Source organism: Pseudomonas sp. MN1F, from assembly GCF_009391885.1.
Classification (GTDB): domain Bacteria; phylum Pseudomonadota; class Gammaproteobacteria; order Pseudomonadales; family Pseudomonadaceae; genus Aquipseudomonas.
Window position 1 is genome coordinate 38,505 of sequence record NZ_VZII01000062.1, and the last position, 15,710, is coordinate 54,214.

The window sequence follows — 15,710 nt, forward strand, 5'->3', positions numbered from 1 at the left end:
CGACATCCAACGCTATACCTTTCGAGCCTTTAAGGAGCCCGCTTGTCCACGCCTGTCGAACCTCTGCGTTTGCTGCTGTTGGCTGATGAGCCGGAATGGGCCGCCTTGCTACGCGAGTGTCTGCTACCGCTGGACGGTACCGCAGTACTGCTGACCGCGCCGAACTGGGCGGCGGTCGATACCCTGTTCAGCAATGACCGCCAGGCCGTGGTGCTGGCAACGCCGGCGTTGCAGCCCGCGCCTGGGCGCTGTGAGCTGCCGACCATCCTGTTGCTCGACCATGAACCAGACACTTCGCCCACGGGCGTCAGTGACTGGCTGGTACGCGACCAGCTCAACGTCGATGCCCTGCGCCGTTCGTTGCGCCATGTGCGTGAGCGCGGTGTGCTGGTGGCCACCTTGCAGCGCCTGGCCGAGCAGGACCCACTGACCGGCATCGCCAACCGCCAGGGTTTCCAGGCCCTGCTGACCACGCGCCTGGCAGAGAACGAAGGCCGCGGCGTGGCCCTCGGCCATCTGGACCTGGACAACTTCCGCCATGTCAATGACGCCCTCGGCCATCAGTGCGGCGACCGCCTGATCCTGCAGGTGGTGGCGCGCCTCAAGCAGCAGCTGGAGGCCGGTGACCAGCTGGCGCGCCTGGGCAGCGACGAATTCGCCCTGCTGATCGACACCCGCCGCGATGCCAACCGCGCCGAATGGATTGCCGAACGCATCGTCGAGGCGCTGGCCGAACCCTATTGGATTGATGGCGAAAGCCTGTTGCTCGGCTGCAGCCTGGGCCTGGCCCACGCCCGTGCCCAGGGCGGGCCCGACCCGTTGATGTGGCATGCGCACATCGCCATGCGCCAGGCCAAGGGTAGCCAGGGCTGCACCTTCCACGTGTTCAACGAACGCATCAACCGCAATGCACGCAGCCTGGCCGACCTCGAAAGCGAGCTGCGCCGGGCGCTGCGCCGCGACGAACTGGAGCTGCACTACCAGCCGCGGCTGAACCTGGCCGATGGGCGCATCGTCGGCCTTGAGGCCCTGGTGCGCTGGCGCCATGCCGAGCGCGGCCTGCTGCCGCCCAGCGAGTTCGTGCCGCTGGCCGAACAGAGCGGGCTGATCGTGCCGCTGGGCTACTGGGTGATTTCCCGTGCCCTGCGCGACATGCAGGCGCTGCGCGAGCAGGGGCTTGCGCCGCTGCACATGGCGGTGAACCTGAGCTTCCGCCAGTTCCAGGACAGCCAGTTGCTGGCCACCCTGAGCCGGCTGATCATCGAGCACGGTGTGGATGCCCGTTGGCTGGAATTCGAACTGACCGAAACCGCGGTCATGCGCCGCAACGAATTGGTGCGCCAGACCATGGATGCCCTCGGGCGGCTGGGGGTGCGTTTCTCGCTGGACGACTTTGGTACCGGCTTCTCGTCGTTCGTGCACCTGAACAGCTTGCCGATCACCTTGCTCAAGGTCGACCGCAGCTTCGTCGCCGGGATGGAAATGCGCGAAGAGAACCGCAAGCTGGTGCACGCCATGATCAACCTGGCGCACAACCTCAACCTGGAAGTGGTGGCCGAAGGCGTGGAAAGCCAGGAGCAGATGGACTTGCTGCGCGGGTTTGGCTGCGACCAGGTGCAAGGGTTCCTGGTCAGCAAGCCGCTGCCGGTGGGGGAGTTGATCGATTACTTGCTGCAGGCGTCTGACCGCCCCCTCGAAGTCGCCCTCTAGGGCCTCTTCGCGGCGGTTCGACGCCGCGAAGGGCCCTCAAGTCAGGCTGAAACAGCAGCCCCAACCCCGGCCTTGCCCAGCAACCGCTTCATCCGCCACTCGAAGCCAATGGTCAGTGCCACCGCCGCACAGGCCAGCCCCAACGCCAGCCCCCACCATACCCCCACCGCCCCGCCACCCAGGGTAAAGGTGAACAGCCAGGCACTCGGCGCCCCCACCAACCAGTAGCAGCACAGCCCGATCAGGAACGTGGTCTTGGCGTCTTTCAAACCACGGATCGAGCCCATGGCAATGGTCTGCATGCCATCGAACAGCTCGAACCACGCCGCCACCGTCAGTAGCTGCACCGCCAGTTGATAGATCGCGGTAAAGCCCGGGTCGTCACGGTCGATGAACAGCCCCACCAGCGCCTCCGGCATCAGCAGGAACAACGCCGCAAAGGCAAACATGATTGTTGCCCCGAAACCGATCCCCACCCGCCCGGCGCTGCGTGCGGCCAACAGGTTGCCGGCGCCGTAGTACAGGCCCACACGCATGGTCACCGCATACGACAGCCCGGTCGGCACCATGAACGCGGTGGAGACGATCTGCAGGGCAATCTGGTGCGCTGCCAGTTGCGTGCTGCCCAGCACGCCCATGCACAGCGCGGCGAAGGCGAACAGCCCGACTTCCACCATGTAGGTGCCGCCAATCGGCAGGCCCAACCGCCACAGCTCGCGCAGGGCCGGCAGCGAAGGGCGCGACAGCCCTTTGCGCAGCGGGTAGGCGGCATAGGCCGGGTGCCAGCGGATGTAGAGCGCCAGGGCGATGGCCATGCCCATCGACACCACCGCAGTGACCAGGCCGATACCCATCAGGCCCAGCTTGGGCAAGCCGAACATGCCTTCGATCAGGGCGACGTTGAACAGGTAGTTGAGCACCGTGCCAACCAGGCTGATGACCATCACCGGGGTCGAGCGCCCCAGCGCGCTGGTGAAGCCGCGCAGGGCCATGAAAGTCAGGTAGCCGGGCAGGGCGAGTGGCAGCAGGGTGAGGAACTCGGCGGCCGAGTCGACGTTCTCCGGCTGCTGGCCGAACAGCAACAGCACCGGCTTCAGGTTCCACAGCACCAGTGCTGCCAGCAGCGCCAGGCCCCAGGCCAGCCACAGGCCGTTCTGCGCAAGGCGGGTAGCACCCTCGATGTCGTTGGCGCCCTTGCGAATGGCCACCAGCGTACCGACCGCGGCGATCACGCCCAGGCAGAAGATCGACACGAACGAATAGCTCGCCGCGCCCAGCCCGCCGCCGGCCAGGGCCTGCGGGCTGATGCGGGCCATCATCAGGGTGTCGGTGAGCACCATCAGCATGTGCGCCAACTGCGAGGCGATCAGCGGCCCGGCCAGGCGCAGCAAAGCCTTGAGTTCGGTGGTGGGCGCGACATGCATGGGTGTAGTCCTTGTGCCTGATCCTGTGAGCGAGGGACGATTCTGAGGCTTCGGTCAACTTTGCACAAAAGGATAAATGCGATGGTTGGCATGAGTTGAACTCATGTATGTATGATTCTGTGCATTCCATTCCACCCCCGGATGCCAGGTGCCCATGTCCCGCCAGCTGCCCCCCTTGTATGCACTGCGCGCATTCGAAGCGGCTGCGCGGCTGAGGTCGTTCACCCGTGCCGGTGAAGAGCTGTCGATTACCCAGAGCGCGGTCAGCCGGCATATCCGCACCCTCGAAGAGCATTTCGCTTGCCGGCTGTTCGTGCGCAGCGGCCGCAGCCTGCAGCTGACCGAGGCGGCCAGGGTGCTGCTGCCCGGCGTGCGCGAAGGCTTCGCTGCACTGGAACGCGCCTGCGATACCTTGCGCGGGGAAGATGACATCCTGCGCATGAAGGCGCCGTCGACCCTGACCATGCGCTGGCTGCTGGCGCGGCTGAGCCGTTTCCGCCATTTGCAGCCGGGCAACGAGGTGCAACTGACCAGCGCCTGGATGGATGTCGACCATGTGGACTTCAACCAGGAGCCGTTCGATTGCGCGGTGTTGCTCAGCGACGGGGTGTTTCCGGCGGACTGGGAGGTGCGTCGGTTGTTTTCCGAGCTGTTGATCCCGGTGGGCGCGCCAGACCTGTTGAAGGAGGGGCCGTGGGATGAGCGGCGGCTGGCAGGTATCGAGCTGCTGCACCCCACCCCCGACAAGCGTGACTGGCGCGAATGGCTGGAGCGCATGGGGCTCAGCGACAAGGTGTCGCTCAAGGGCGGGCAGGTGTTCGACACCCTGGAACTGGGCATGATCGCGGCGGCGCGGGGGTATGGCATTTCGATGGGCGACCTGCTGATGGTCGCCGAGGATGTGGCTCAGGGGCGCCTGAGCTTGCCCTGGCCGACGGCGGTGCCCAGTGGCATGGATTATTACCTGGTGTGGCCGCGGACCCGGCCGGGTGGCGAGCGGTTGCGGCGCTTGAGTGTGTTTCTGCAGGAAGAAGCCGCAGCGGTAGATCTGCCCGCCGTGGAAATCCTGCCGACTCTCTGACTGCCGACGCCAGGGCCGGTACAGGAATGCGAAAACGTTTGCGAATGCCCCGGTCCGACACTCAAGTATTCAAGTGCGACGCCGATCTAGTGGTACCAGCGTCTCGGAAGAGGGCGCGCTTCCCGTCTCAACAAGCGGGTGGTCAGCGTGATCAGGACGATCCGGGCCTCTTGCCAGGAGCTTCTTCATGTCTCAACCGCGTGCCCGAATTGCCTCGCAACTCGGTGTCGCCCTCGCCATCGTGCTGGCGCTGGTGATTTCCGGCAGTACCCTGTTCGCCCTGCGTGCGCTGGACGACGCCAACCTCGCCACCCGCCAGGCCCACCTGGCCAGTGAAGCGCGACTGCTGGCCGACCAGCTCGATACCTTCCACGGTTCGCTCAAGGACAACACCCAGCGCCTGAGCGGCCTGTTCGAGCGCCGCTTTGCCTCGGGCCTGTCGCTGCATGCTGGCGAGACCGTGCAGGTCGCCGGCCAAAGCACGCCCGCCCTGTACCTGGGAGATCGGCTGCTGAACAACGATTTCCAGGTGGTCGACGAATTCCAGCAGATGACCGCTGGCATCGCGACCCTGTTCGTGCGCAGCGGCGATGACTTCGTGCGGATCAGCACCAACCTGAAGAAGCAGGACGGTACCCGCGCCATCGGCACCCAGCTTGACCGCCAGCACCCGGCCTACACCAAGCTACTGGCCGGGCAGATGTACGTCGGCCGCGCCGTGCTGTTCGAACGCAACTACATGACCCGCTATGTGCCGGTCAGCGACAGCAGCGGCCGGGTGATCGCGGTATTGTTTGTCGGCTTCGACTACACCGACGCGCAGAACGCCCAGTTCGCCAACCTCAAGCGTTTCCGCATCGGTGCAACCGGCTCGTTGGCCATTCGCGATCAACAGGGCCAATGGCTGGTGCCGCCGGCCAATGCCGACCAGGACCTGTTCAGCGCCAGTGCGCCGTTCGCCGAGGGCCCCTGGACCGTGGTCGCCAGCATGCCCAAGGTGGAAATCCGCGAGGTGACCTGGAGCGTCGGCCTGCGCCTGGCCATCGGCAGCCTGTTGGCGATGCTGCTGGCGGTGGCTGCCACCCTGTGGCTGCTGCGCCGCAAGTTGCGGCCGCTGGATGACCTGGTGCGCCAGGCCGAGGCACTGGGTGCCGGCGACCTGAATGCGCGCCTGAGCGTGACCAGCCATGACGAGATCGGCCAGCTGGCCCGCAGCTTCAACAAGATGGGCGAAGCGCTGGCGACCATGGTCGAGCACATCCGCAGCGCCTCCGAGCAGGTCAGCAGCCGTGCGCGTTCGCTGTCCGGGTTGTCTACCGGTGCCTGTGAAGGCATGGACCAGCAGTCCGGCGAGATCACCAGCATGGCCGGTGCGGTGGAGGAGTTCAGCGCGACCTCGATGAACATCGCCGACAACATGGCCGGTACCGAGCGCATGGCCCGCGTCAACGCGCAGCAGACCCGCATCGGCCGCAGTGCCATGGATGAAGCGTCGAGTTCGCTGCGGCAGATTGCCGAAGCGCTGGGCGGCACGGCCACGGTGATGGACAGCCTCGGTGCGCGTTCGCAGGAGATCGGCGGTATCATCAGCGTGATTACCGCGATTGCCGAGCAGACCAACCTGCTGGCGCTGAACGCCGCCATCGAGGCAGCGCGGGCTGGTGAGCAGGGCCGTGGCTTTGCCGTGGTCGCGGATGAGGTGCGCGGGCTGGCCGCGCGCACGCGCCAGGCTACCGATGAGATTTCCGGGATGATTACCAGCATCCAGCAGCAGACCGGGCACGCCATCCATACCCTGGAGCAGGGCAACCAGCTGATGCAGGAAGGGCTGGCGCGCAACGACAAGGTCGCCGAAGCGCTGGCGCGGATCGATGAGCAGAGCCGTACGGCGGGTGAGCAGTTTGCCGTGATCAGCACGGCGACTCAGGAGCAGAGCAGCACGGCCACTGTGCTCAGCCGTAACCTGCAGAGCATTGCCCAGGCCAACAGCGAGCAGCGTGATGTGGCCAATGAGCTGGCCTTTACTGCGCGAGAGCTGGAAGGGTTGGCGGCGCAACTGCGCGAGGAAGTGGACCGCTTCCGCTGAGACCGCTGGGGGCGCAAAGCGCCCCCGGCAATCCTGAGCCTTACATCGAACCGAGGTTCAGCGCCTGGGCACAGGCCTGCAACGAGCGCCGCTCGCTCTGCGCGTACAGCGCCAGCTCATCCTGCACCTGCAGCCCCAGCGCCGCTTCGAACGCCTCACGGTTGGCATTGCTGCCGTACTCGGCCTGGCCTTCATCCCCCAGGTTCGACTGGAAGATCCCCGCCGCACTCACTGGCAGGAAGTCCTCGTACACCAGCGCCTCGAAGTGCACATGGCCAGCCGCGATCAGGTCTTCCAGCCGGGTCGGGCGATCCGCTTGCTCACGCGCCGCCAGGCCCTGCTCGGTGGCGAAGTAACGGAAATACGCCAACCCTTGCTCACGCATCTGCGCCAGGTCATCCGGAAACTCAGCGAAGCTTTCCTGCAGCAGCGCCATGTAGCGTTCGGCATTGGCCTCGACCGGCGCGCCACCCAAGGCGGCGCGGGTGGCGTCGAGCAGCTTGTCGTACAGCTGTCGGCCTTTCGGCGTCAGTGCTGCACCGCGTTGTTCGATCTCGCCGAAACGTGCGGTATGGCTACCCTGGTGATCGCTGAACGCAACCTTCTCCTGCAGTGCCTTGAAGCTGGTCTGGCGCAGCAGGATCGGGTGACGGCGGGTGGGCGGGCCTTCGACCACGGCCTTCGGCGGAATGCCCTTGGCCGGCATGCCGAGCTGGATCGCGTCGATGTCCAGGGTGCGTGGGGTCAGGTGGTTGATGTGCGGGCCTTTGAAGGCCACCACGTCGGCGATCAGGCGGTGCTGGTCATGCAACTGCTGATACTGCTCGGCGGTGACCGTGGCGTCCTGGTGCCAGCGGAAGGTATGCAGTGCTTCGCGGACGAACTCGTCGGCATCGGCTGCGTTCAGGCCGCCATCGCGCTCGGATTGGGCAATCAGTTCGAGTGCGCGCGCGGTGAAGATCTGGCGCTTGGCCAGGATGCCCTGCGCCAGTTCGCGCAGTGGCAGGTTGTCGATCAGCTCCAGGCGCAGCAGCGAGGTGAACACACGGAACGGGCTGACGTGCAGCGATTGTTCATGCACGGCGCGGAACGCGGTGGAGTGCACCGGCACGCCGGCTGAGCTGAGGTCGTAGTAGCCGACCGGCGCCATGCCCATCACCGCGAACAGGCGGGCGATGGTCGCCAGCTCTTCGGCGGTGCCGACGCGGATGGCGCCGTGGCGTTCCTGGTCCAGGCGCTCGATCTCGCCGGTCCAGCGCAGGGCCTCAGCCACCTTGGGCTGATCGGCCAAGACCTGCTGGTTGATTTCGCTCACCAGCTCCAGCAGCGTGCCGTACAGCGGCACTTCCTGTTTGTACATGAGCGACATGGCGGCAGAGAACTGCGCGCGGATGCTGTCGGGGCTGACGAAATCGTGGGCGGGCATCGCTAGCTTCCTGGTTAGGTTCGGACGCTTACATGAAAGCTGGGAATGCACTTGGCTCACAAGCGAAAAAAAGTGAGTCAGTCATTCCATTTTTGATCGACCTCAAGGGCCTTTTCGCGGGCACGCCCTCAAGTCGCTAGCTGCTCGCGAATCCACTCCACCAACGCCCGCACCTTGGGCACCTCCGCCGCATGCTCGGCATACGCCAGGTAATGTTTGCCGGCACTGGGCATCGCATGATTCCACGCAATCACCAAGCTACCCTCAGTCAGCTCTTTAGCCACCAGATACCGTGGCACCAACGCCACCCCACAGCCGGCCTGCGCCGCACTCAATGCCATATAGAACGTATCGAAGCGCGGTCCATGGTAGGCACTGACACTGTGCAACCCCAGTTCCAGGAACCACTCATGCCAGGCCTCTGGGCGCGACGTGCTCTGCAGCAACACCATGTCCGCCAACTCACCGGCATCCCCCAGCTTGCGCCCGGCCAGCAACTCCGGCGCGCACACCGGCACCACCTCTTCGCCGAACAGCTCCACGCAAGTGGCCCCCGGCCAGGTGCCCTGGCCATAGAAGAACACCACGTCCGCCGAGCCCTGCAGCAAAGCGAACGGTTCCATTTCGTTGCGGATGTCGAGGTGGATGTTCGTGTGCCGTTTGCCGAAGCCCTTGAGGTGCGGGATCAGCCAGCGCACGCCAAAACTCGGTTGAGTGGCTACCTTCAATATCTCGGTCTGCTCGCCGTAGGTGAGCACGTAGCGGCTGGACATGTCGACCTGGGTGAGGATCTTGTTGACCTCGGCCAGGTACAGGCTGCCAGCGGGGGTAAGTTGCAGGCGCCGGCGGATACGCAGGAACAGGTGGTGGCGCAGCATCTCTTCGAGCTGCGCCACCTGCTTGCTGACCGCGCTCTGGGTCAGGTGCAGTTCTTCGGCGGCACGGGTAAAGCTCAGGTGACGGGCTGCAGCTTCGAAGCACTGCAGGGCGGTCATGGAGGGCACCAGGCGTTTGGACATAGCGGTCTCTGCGGCTCAAATCATTACCTGACGGAATGATATGCGGAATAAAGGTCGTTTGTTGCACCGGTGTGATCGGATTAATACTGATCCACATCATTTTTCCACCCCATCACCCGATGTAGGAGAAGCACAAATGGTTGCTGGATTGCTCGAGCGCCTTGGCGTTGCTGCCGAGGCTTACACCCAGGGCGACTACCCTGTTCACACGCCGATCGACGGCAGCCAGATCGCCTCGGTGAAATTGCTCGGCAAAGCCGAGACCATCGCCCGCATCGATCAGGCCCAGAGCGCCTTCGAAGCCTGGCGCAGCGTGCCGGCCCCGCGCCGTGGCGAGCTGGTGCGCCTGTTTGGCGAAGTGCTGCGTGAGCACAAGGCCGACCTCGGCGAGCTGGTCTCGATCGAAGCTGGCAAGATCACCCAGGAAGGCCTGGGCGAAGTGCAGGAAATGATCGACATCTGCGACTTCGCCGTCGGCCTGTCGCGCCAGCTGTACGGCCTGACCATCGCCTCCGAGCGCCCGGGCCACCACATGCGTGAAACCTGGCACCCGCTGGGCGTGGTCGGCGTGATCAGCGCCTTCAACTTCCCGGTTGCGGTATGGGCCTGGAACACCGCACTGGCCCTGGTGGCCGGTAACTCGGTGGTGTGGAAGCCTTCCGAGAAGACCCCGCTGACCGCCCTGGCTTGCCAGGCGCTGTTCGAGAAAGCCCTGAAAGCCTTCGGTGAAGCCCCGGCTGGCCTGGCGCAGCTGGTGATCGGCGGCCGTGAAGCTGGCGAAGCCATGGTCGACGACCCACGCGTACCGCTGGTCAGCGCCACCGGCAGCACCCGCATGGGTCGTGAAGTCGGCCCACGCGTTGCGGCCCGTTTCGGCCGCAGCATTCTGGAGCTGGGTGGCAACAACGCCATGATCCTGGCCCCGAGCGCCGACCTCGACCTGGCCGTGCGCGGCATCCTGTTCTCCGCTGTCGGCACCGCCGGCCAGCGCTGCACCACCCTGCGTCGCCTGATCGTGCACCGCTCGATCAAGGACGAAGTGGTTGCCCGCGTCAAAGCCGCCTACGGCAAAGTGCGCATCGGTGACCCACGCAAGGACAACCTGGTTGGCCCGCTGATCGACAAGCAGTCGTTCGACGCCATGCAGGGCGCACTGGCCAAGGCCCGTGACGAGGGTGGTCAGGTATTCGGGGGCGAGCGTCAGCTGGCCGAGCAGTATCCGAACGCCTACTACGTCACCCCGGCCATTGCCGAGATGCCTGCGCAAAGCGACGTGGTGCGCCACGAGACCTTCGCGCCGATCCTCTACGTGCTGGCCTACGACGACTTCGAAGAGGCCCTGCGCCTGAACAACGAAGTGCCACAAGGCCTGTCGTCGTGCATCTTCACCACCGACATTCGCGAAGCCGAGCGCTTCCAGAGTGCTACCGGCAGCGACTGCGGCATTGCCAACGTCAACATCGGCACCAGCGGCGCCGAGATTGGCGGTGCGTTCGGTGGCGAGAAGGAGACGGGCGGTGGTCGTGAGTCCGGTTCCGATGCCTGGAAAGGCTACATGCGTCGTCAGACCAACACCGTGAACTACTCGCGCGAGCTGCCGCTGGCGCAGGGTATCGTGTTCGATTGATGATCGCAGGCGGGGGCTTTGCCCCCGTTTCGCCGGCAAGCCGGCTCCCACAGGGAACACTCAGGCCCCAGGCTTGTGAGCTCCCTGTGGGAGCTGGCTTGCCAGCGATGGGCTGCAAGGCAGCCCCAACAAGAACAACACTGCTGGAGCCGGGCCATGTCCGAACTGCGTCAACAATGCTTGTGGGAACACGTCAGCCAACCGACCGTCGCCAGCCAGGCCCTGGCCGGTGAGCACAAGGCCGATGTCTGCGTGATCGGCGGCGGCATCACCGGCCTGTCGGCGGCCATCCACCTGCTCGAACAGGGCAAGTCGGTGATCCTGCTGGAGGCTTGGAAAATCGGCCACGGCGGCTCCGGGCGCAACGTCGGCCTGGTCAACGCCGGCACCTGGATCCGCCCCGATGACGTTGAGGCAACCCTTGGCCAGAAGCAGGGCAGCCGCCTGAACAAGGTGTTGGGTGAAGCCCCGGCTGAAGTGTTCGCCATGATCGAGCGCCTCGGCATCGACTGCCAGGCCCAGCACAAAGGCACGCTGCACATGGCGCACAACGCCACCGGCATCGCCGACCTCGAAGCCCGCCACGAACAATGGCGCCGCCGTGGTGCCGACGTCGAGCTGCTGACCGGCGCCCAGTGCCAGGAATACTGCGGTACCGACAAGATTTCCGCCGCGCTGCTCGACCGCCGCGCTGGCACCATCAACCCGATGGGCTACACCCAAGGCCTGGCCGCCGCCGTGGCCCGCCTGGGCGGCAAGCTGTTCCAGCAATCCTCGGTCGAGGGCCTTGAGCGCGATGGCGATGCCTGGCGGGTGAAGACCGCACGTGGCTCGGTACGCGCCGAGAAAGTGGTGATTTCCACTGGCGCCTACACCGAAGGCGACTGGAGCAACCTGCAGAAGCAGTTCTTCCGTGGCTACTACTATCAGGTGGCGTCGAAGCCGCTGCACGGCGCGGCCGCTGACAAGGTGCTGCCGCACGGCCAAGGTTCGTGGGACACCCGCACCGTACTCAGCAGCATTCGCCGTGACGACCAGGGCCGCCTGCTGCTGGGCAGCCTCGGCCGGGTCGACAACAAGCCGTCCTGGTTCGTGCGCAGCTGGGCCGACCGGATCCAGAGCCATTACTACCCGGAGCTGGGCAAGGTCGAGTGGGAAATGCACTGGACCGGCTGCATCGACTTCACGCCGGACCACCTGATGCGGTTGTTCGAGCCGGCCCCGGGGTTGGTGGCGGTGACGGGCTATAACGGCCGCGGCAATACCACCGGGACCGTGATTGGCCGGGCGTTTGCCGAGTTCCTGCTGAAGGGCGAGGCGGACAGCCTGCCGATCCCGTTCTCGCCGATGAAGGGCGTGAGTGCGCCTTCGTTGCGGACCGCGTTCTATGAGTCCGGCTTCTCGCTGTACCACGCGGGGCAATGCCTGAGAGTTGTGCTGTAAGCACCGGCTTACTTGTGCAACCAGCTGAGGAAGCCGCCTTTCTTGATCGAAACCGGCTTCTGCAGCAACAACGATTCCCGATTCTGGCGCCGGAACCGCTGCAACTTGCTCAGCGCCGCCTGCACCTCCCCACGCTGCTCAAGGCAGCTTTTCACCTGTGCCTTTTCAATGCGGTACAGCACGCAACTGGTCAAGGTCCGGAACTCGGCCATCGAGTCGTCTTCGTCGATGATCCCCTCGATCCCCAACACCTCACCCGGCCCCATGCGCCCGGCCTCCAGCAGCTTGTCGCCATCGCGCACCGACGCTGAAACCACGCCGCTGCCAATCACCAGCAAATGATCGGACTGTTCGCCAACGCCCAGGATCACCTGATCGGCCAGGTACTCCACGGCAGTCATGCGTTGGCTCAAGGCATCCCGCTCTTCGCCACTCAGCGAGCGGAACACCCGCACCTCGTCCAGCACTTCGCGCTGGCGGCTGCGTGGTGGCATGGCCAGGTCGACGTTCCACATCACCCCGTTGGCTTCCAGATGGCGATGCGCCAGGTCGAACAGCTGGTTGCGAGCATCGGTCTTGCCGGCCATGTCCATGATGAAGCCGCTGGCTTCGTACTCCACCGACTCCAGTGTCGAGGCCTTTACCGTGACCTTGGGCTTGGGTGAGGCGAGGATCGCGCTGGTGCCCTGCAGGGCTTTTTCCAGCGCATCGAAAACCCGCCTCGGGCGTACCTTGGCCGGCACCACCACACAGATCGACACCCCGTTCACATCGGCCGGGCGGCTGTGGTTGAGCAGCCGCGCCTTGGCCGCCACCGAGTTGGGGATCACCGCCAAACTGCCACTGCCGGTGAGCAGGCGCGTGGCGCGCCAGTCGATATCCAGCACCTTGCCCTCGGTGCCGTCGATGGAGATCGAATCGCCAATCTGATAGGGCCGCGTGGTGTTCAGCACGATGCCGCTGAACACGTCGGCCAGGGTGCTTTGCAGCGCCAGGCCGATGACGATGGCCATCACCCCGGAAGTGGCCAGCAGGCCCTTCACCGGCAGTTGCAGCACATAGCCCGCAGCCGCGACCACGGCCGCGAGGAAGATCAGTGCCCCCAGCACATCCTGCAGCAAGCGCCCACCATGGCTGCCACGGGCCACCAGCAGCAGGCCGAACACCACCGTCACCGTGCGCGCGCCAAACAGCCACCAGCCGATGGCCAATACCGTGGCGATCAGGTTGCGCGCTACATCGTCGGGCCACGGCGGCGGTTGCAGCGGGCTCATCCCGGCAGCCACCAGCACCGCGCTGAACAGCAGGAAGGTCACCAGCCGCGCGCCGATCCGCCAGGCCCGGCGCTGGATAGGGATCAACTGCCAGAGCACGAGGTCGAGCAGGATGAGGATGGTGCCGAGCAACAACGGGGACGACTGGATGAACGCCAGCATGGAAGTCTCGGGGGATGAAGGGAGGGCTGTGCGTAGTAATAGAGCAGCTTGGTCGGGCAAGCAATGAGGCCAGTAAATCCGCTGCCAACCGATCGTTCCTTAAATGGAACGCTAAAGCCAAAAACCGCTATCTACCGCTCCAAAGGTGTTGGTTTTAATCTTCTCCCATCAACGCGAAACACCCAACTTACTGAACAAATCAAAACCCTTAGGAGCTACGACCATGACCAACTTCAAATACAACCGCCTGAACAAAGACGACGCCGCAGTCCTGCTGGTCGACCACCAGGCGGGCCTGCTGTCCCTGGTCCGCGACATCGAGCCGGACGCGTTCAAGAACAACGTGCTGGCCCTGGCGGACCTGGCCAAGTTCTTCAACCTGCCGACCATCCTCACCACCAGCTTCGAGCAAGGCCCCAATGGCCCGCTGGTGCCGGAACTGAAAGCGCTGTTCCCGGACGCCCCGTACATCGCCCGCCCAGGCCAGATCAACGCCTGGGACAACGAAGACTTCGTGAAAGCGGTGAAGGCCACCGGCAAGAAGCAACTGATCATCGCTGGCGTAGTGACTGAAGTGTGCGTGGCCTTCCCAGCGCTGTCGGCCCTGGAAGAAGAGTTCGACGTGTTCGTGGTGACCGATGCCTCCGGCACCTTCAACGCCATGACCCGCGACGCCGCCCACGACCGCATGAGCCAGGCCGGCGCGCAACTGATGACCTGGTTCGGCGTGGCCTGTGAGCTGCACCGCGACTGGCGCAACGACATCGAAGGCCTGGCCGCGCTGTGCTCCAACCACATCCCGGACTACCGCAACCTGATGACCAGCTACAACGCCTTCAACGCCAACCAGTAAGCCGGGCGCCGGGCACCGCCAGGCGGTGCCCGGCAAGGGCAGCACACCCATCCAATCCTCCGCCCGTCTGCCGTTGCACAGTGGATGCGGGCAAGCTCATCCCAAGGAACGCCGATGAACACCGCACTCCAAGACAACCGCAACGTGGTGACCCTGGTCATCCAGCACAAGGCCCGCGCCGAGTCGCTGGCGGCTTACGAAGCGTGGCTCAAGCGTACGGTCAGCGCCGCACGTCGCCAGCCGGGGCACCTGGACGTCAACGTCATCCGCCCCGATGAAGGCGGGCTGCACTTCACCACCGTGGTGCGCTTCGCCGACGCCAGCCTGCTGCAGGCCTGGGTCAACTCGGCCGAACGCCAGGCGCTGGTCAACGAAGTACTGCCCTTGCTCGAAGGCGGTGACCATACCCAGGTGCACGACGACCCGGAGTTCTGGTTCACCCCGCCGAGCGTCAACGCCGCGCAACCACCGCGCTGGAAGCAGGCGCTGCTGACTTACCTGGTGATCTGCCCGATGACCATGGTCATCCCGCAATTGCTGGCGCCGCTGTTTGCACGCTTCCCGCAGTTGGGCGGCCCGATCAGCGGCAACCTCATCGCCAACCTGTTCGTCATCCTGCCCGTGGTGTTCTACATCATGCCTTGGGTAACCCGCCGCTGCGCCAACTGGCTGCGCGGCTGAGCCACGCCTTCAACCCGACACTTCAAGGAGATACCGACATGACCACTCTCGTTACCCGCGACGGCACTTCGATCTACTACAAGGACTGGGGCAGCGGCAAACCGGTGCTGTTCAGCCACGGCTGGCCACTAGACGCCGACATGTGGGACTCGCAGATGGAGTTCCTGGCCAGCCGCGGCTACCGTGCCATCGCTTTCGACCGCCGTGGCTTCGGCCGTTCGAGCCAGCCGTGGACCGGCTACGACTACGACACCTTCGCCGACGACATCGCCCAGCTGATCGAACACCTCGACCTGCGCGACGTGACCCTGGTGGGCTTTTCGATGGGTGGCGGTGATGTCAGCCGCTACATCGCCCGCCACGGCAGCGCGCGGGTGGCCGGGCTGGTGCTGTTGGGCGCGGTGACGCCGGTGTTCGGCAAGCGTGAGGACAACCCGGAAGGAGTCGACCTGTCGGTGTTCGACGGTATCGTTGCTGGCCTGCGTGCCGATCGTGCGCAGTTCATCGCCGATTTCGCCACACCGTTCTATGGCCTGAACCATGGCCAGCAGGTATCCCAGGGCGTGCAGACGCAGACCTTGAACATCGCGCTGATGGCCTCGATCAAGGGCACGCTGGATTGCGTGACGGCGTTCTCGGAGACCGACTTCCGTCCGGACATGGCCAGGATCGATGTGCCGACCCTGGTGATCCATGGCGATGATGACCAGATCGTGCCGTTCGAGGCCACCGGCAAGCGGGCGGCGGAGCTGATTCGCGGGGCCGAGCTGAAAGTGTATGCCGGCGCGCCGCACGGGTTTGCCGTTACGCATGCGCAGCAGTTGAACGAGGACCTGCTGGCGTTTCTCCAGAAGTGACGGTGGAGGCCTTCGCGGGTTCGCCCGCGAAGTGACCAGCCCAGGCAGCACAATACGTGAACAGGGC

12 protein-coding genes and 1 pseudogene are annotated in these 15,710 nt (G+C 65.0%); 9 read left to right on the forward strand and 4 right to left on the reverse strand.

Annotation, left to right across the window (positions count from 1 at the left end; all coding sequences use genetic code 11):
* The first annotated feature begins 42 nt into the window (after positions 1–42).
* Entirely contained in the window at positions 43–1,710 is a 1,668-nt protein-coding gene (locus F6X59_RS26575; RefSeq protein WP_152959050.1) for a bifunctional diguanylate cyclase/phosphodiesterase, read from the forward strand.
* Between the two features lie 41 nt (positions 1,711–1,751).
* Here the strand turns inward: F6X59_RS26575 and F6X59_RS26580 are convergent, their stop codons facing one another.
* Positions 1,752–3,134, reverse strand: coding sequence for a NorM family multidrug efflux MATE transporter (locus tag F6X59_RS26580; protein ID WP_152959051.1), 1,383 nt, complete (start codon positions 3,132–3,134; stop codon positions 1,752–1,754).
* A gap of 154 nt (positions 3,135–3,288) precedes the next feature.
* On the opposite strand from F6X59_RS26580, the gene F6X59_RS26585 reads away from it, so the two are divergent.
* The 3 genes and pseudogenes from F6X59_RS26585 to F6X59_RS29060 all read left to right on the forward strand — a co-directional run bounded on the left by F6X59_RS26585 (position 3,289) and on the right by F6X59_RS29060 (position 6,301).
* The gene (locus F6X59_RS26585; RefSeq protein ID WP_152959052.1) at positions 3,289–4,215 is read left to right on the forward strand and encodes a LysR substrate-binding domain-containing protein; all 927 of its coding nucleotides are present in this window, start codon (positions 3,289–3,291) and stop codon (positions 4,213–4,215) included.
* A 187-nt stretch (positions 4,216–4,402) separates the two neighbouring features.
* Positions 4,403–5,443 (forward strand): annotated as a pseudogene (locus F6X59_RS29055) (Cache 3/Cache 2 fusion domain-containing protein); the annotation flags it as partial.
* A 135-nt stretch (positions 5,444–5,578) separates the two neighbouring features.
* A complete protein-coding gene (locus F6X59_RS29060; RefSeq protein ID WP_372240553.1) occupies positions 5,579–6,301 on the forward strand; it encodes a methyl-accepting chemotaxis protein in 723 nt (240 codons plus the stop codon).
* 40 nt (positions 6,302–6,341) lie between these two features.
* Here the strand turns inward: F6X59_RS29060 and F6X59_RS26595 are convergent, their stop codons facing one another.
* Complete coding sequence (locus F6X59_RS26595; protein WP_152959054.1) at positions 6,342–7,727, reverse strand: VOC family protein; 1,386 nt, start codon at positions 7,725–7,727, stop codon at positions 6,342–6,344.
* 128 nt (positions 7,728–7,855) lie between these two features.
* Positions 7,856–8,746 (reverse strand): LysR family transcriptional regulator, encoded by an 891-nt coding sequence (locus F6X59_RS26600; protein ID WP_152959055.1) that lies wholly within the window; start codon positions 8,744–8,746, stop codon positions 7,856–7,858.
* A 136-nt stretch (positions 8,747–8,882) separates the two neighbouring features.
* Here F6X59_RS26600 and F6X59_RS26605 point away from each other — a divergent pair, with 136 nt between their 5' ends.
* Both F6X59_RS26605 and F6X59_RS26610 read left to right on the forward strand, forming a co-directional pair.
* Positions 8,883–10,373, forward strand: a complete 1,491-nt coding sequence (locus tag F6X59_RS26605) for an aldehyde dehydrogenase family protein (protein WP_152959056.1) — start codon at positions 8,883–8,885, stop codon at positions 10,371–10,373.
* A gap of 156 nt (positions 10,374–10,529) precedes the next feature.
* Positions 10,530–11,816 (forward strand): FAD-binding oxidoreductase, encoded by a 1,287-nt coding sequence (locus tag F6X59_RS26610; protein WP_152959057.1) that lies wholly within the window; start codon positions 10,530–10,532, stop codon positions 11,814–11,816.
* A gap of 8 nt (positions 11,817–11,824) precedes the next feature.
* Here F6X59_RS26610 and F6X59_RS26615 read toward each other — a convergent pair whose 3' ends face one another.
* Positions 11,825–13,252, reverse strand: a complete 1,428-nt coding sequence (locus tag F6X59_RS26615) for a mechanosensitive ion channel family protein (RefSeq protein ID WP_152959058.1) — start codon at positions 13,250–13,252, stop codon at positions 11,825–11,827.
* Positions 13,253–13,475: 223 nt separating this feature from the next.
* Here F6X59_RS26615 and ycaC point away from each other — a divergent pair, with 223 nt between their 5' ends.
* From ycaC to F6X59_RS26630, 3 genes are all read left to right on the forward strand, one after another.
* Complete coding sequence (gene ycaC / locus F6X59_RS26620) at positions 13,476–14,105, forward strand: isochorismate family cysteine hydrolase YcaC (RefSeq protein ID WP_152959059.1); 630 nt, start codon at positions 13,476–13,478, stop codon at positions 14,103–14,105.
* A 114-nt stretch (positions 14,106–14,219) separates the two neighbouring features.
* Positions 14,220–14,786 (forward strand): antibiotic biosynthesis monooxygenase, encoded by a 567-nt coding sequence (locus F6X59_RS26625; protein ID WP_152959060.1) that lies wholly within the window; start codon positions 14,220–14,222, stop codon positions 14,784–14,786.
* Between the two features lie 38 nt (positions 14,787–14,824).
* Positions 14,825–15,643, forward strand: coding sequence for an alpha/beta fold hydrolase (locus tag F6X59_RS26630; RefSeq protein ID WP_152959061.1), 819 nt, complete (start codon positions 14,825–14,827; stop codon positions 15,641–15,643).
* Positions 15,644–15,710: the final 67 nt, after the last annotated feature.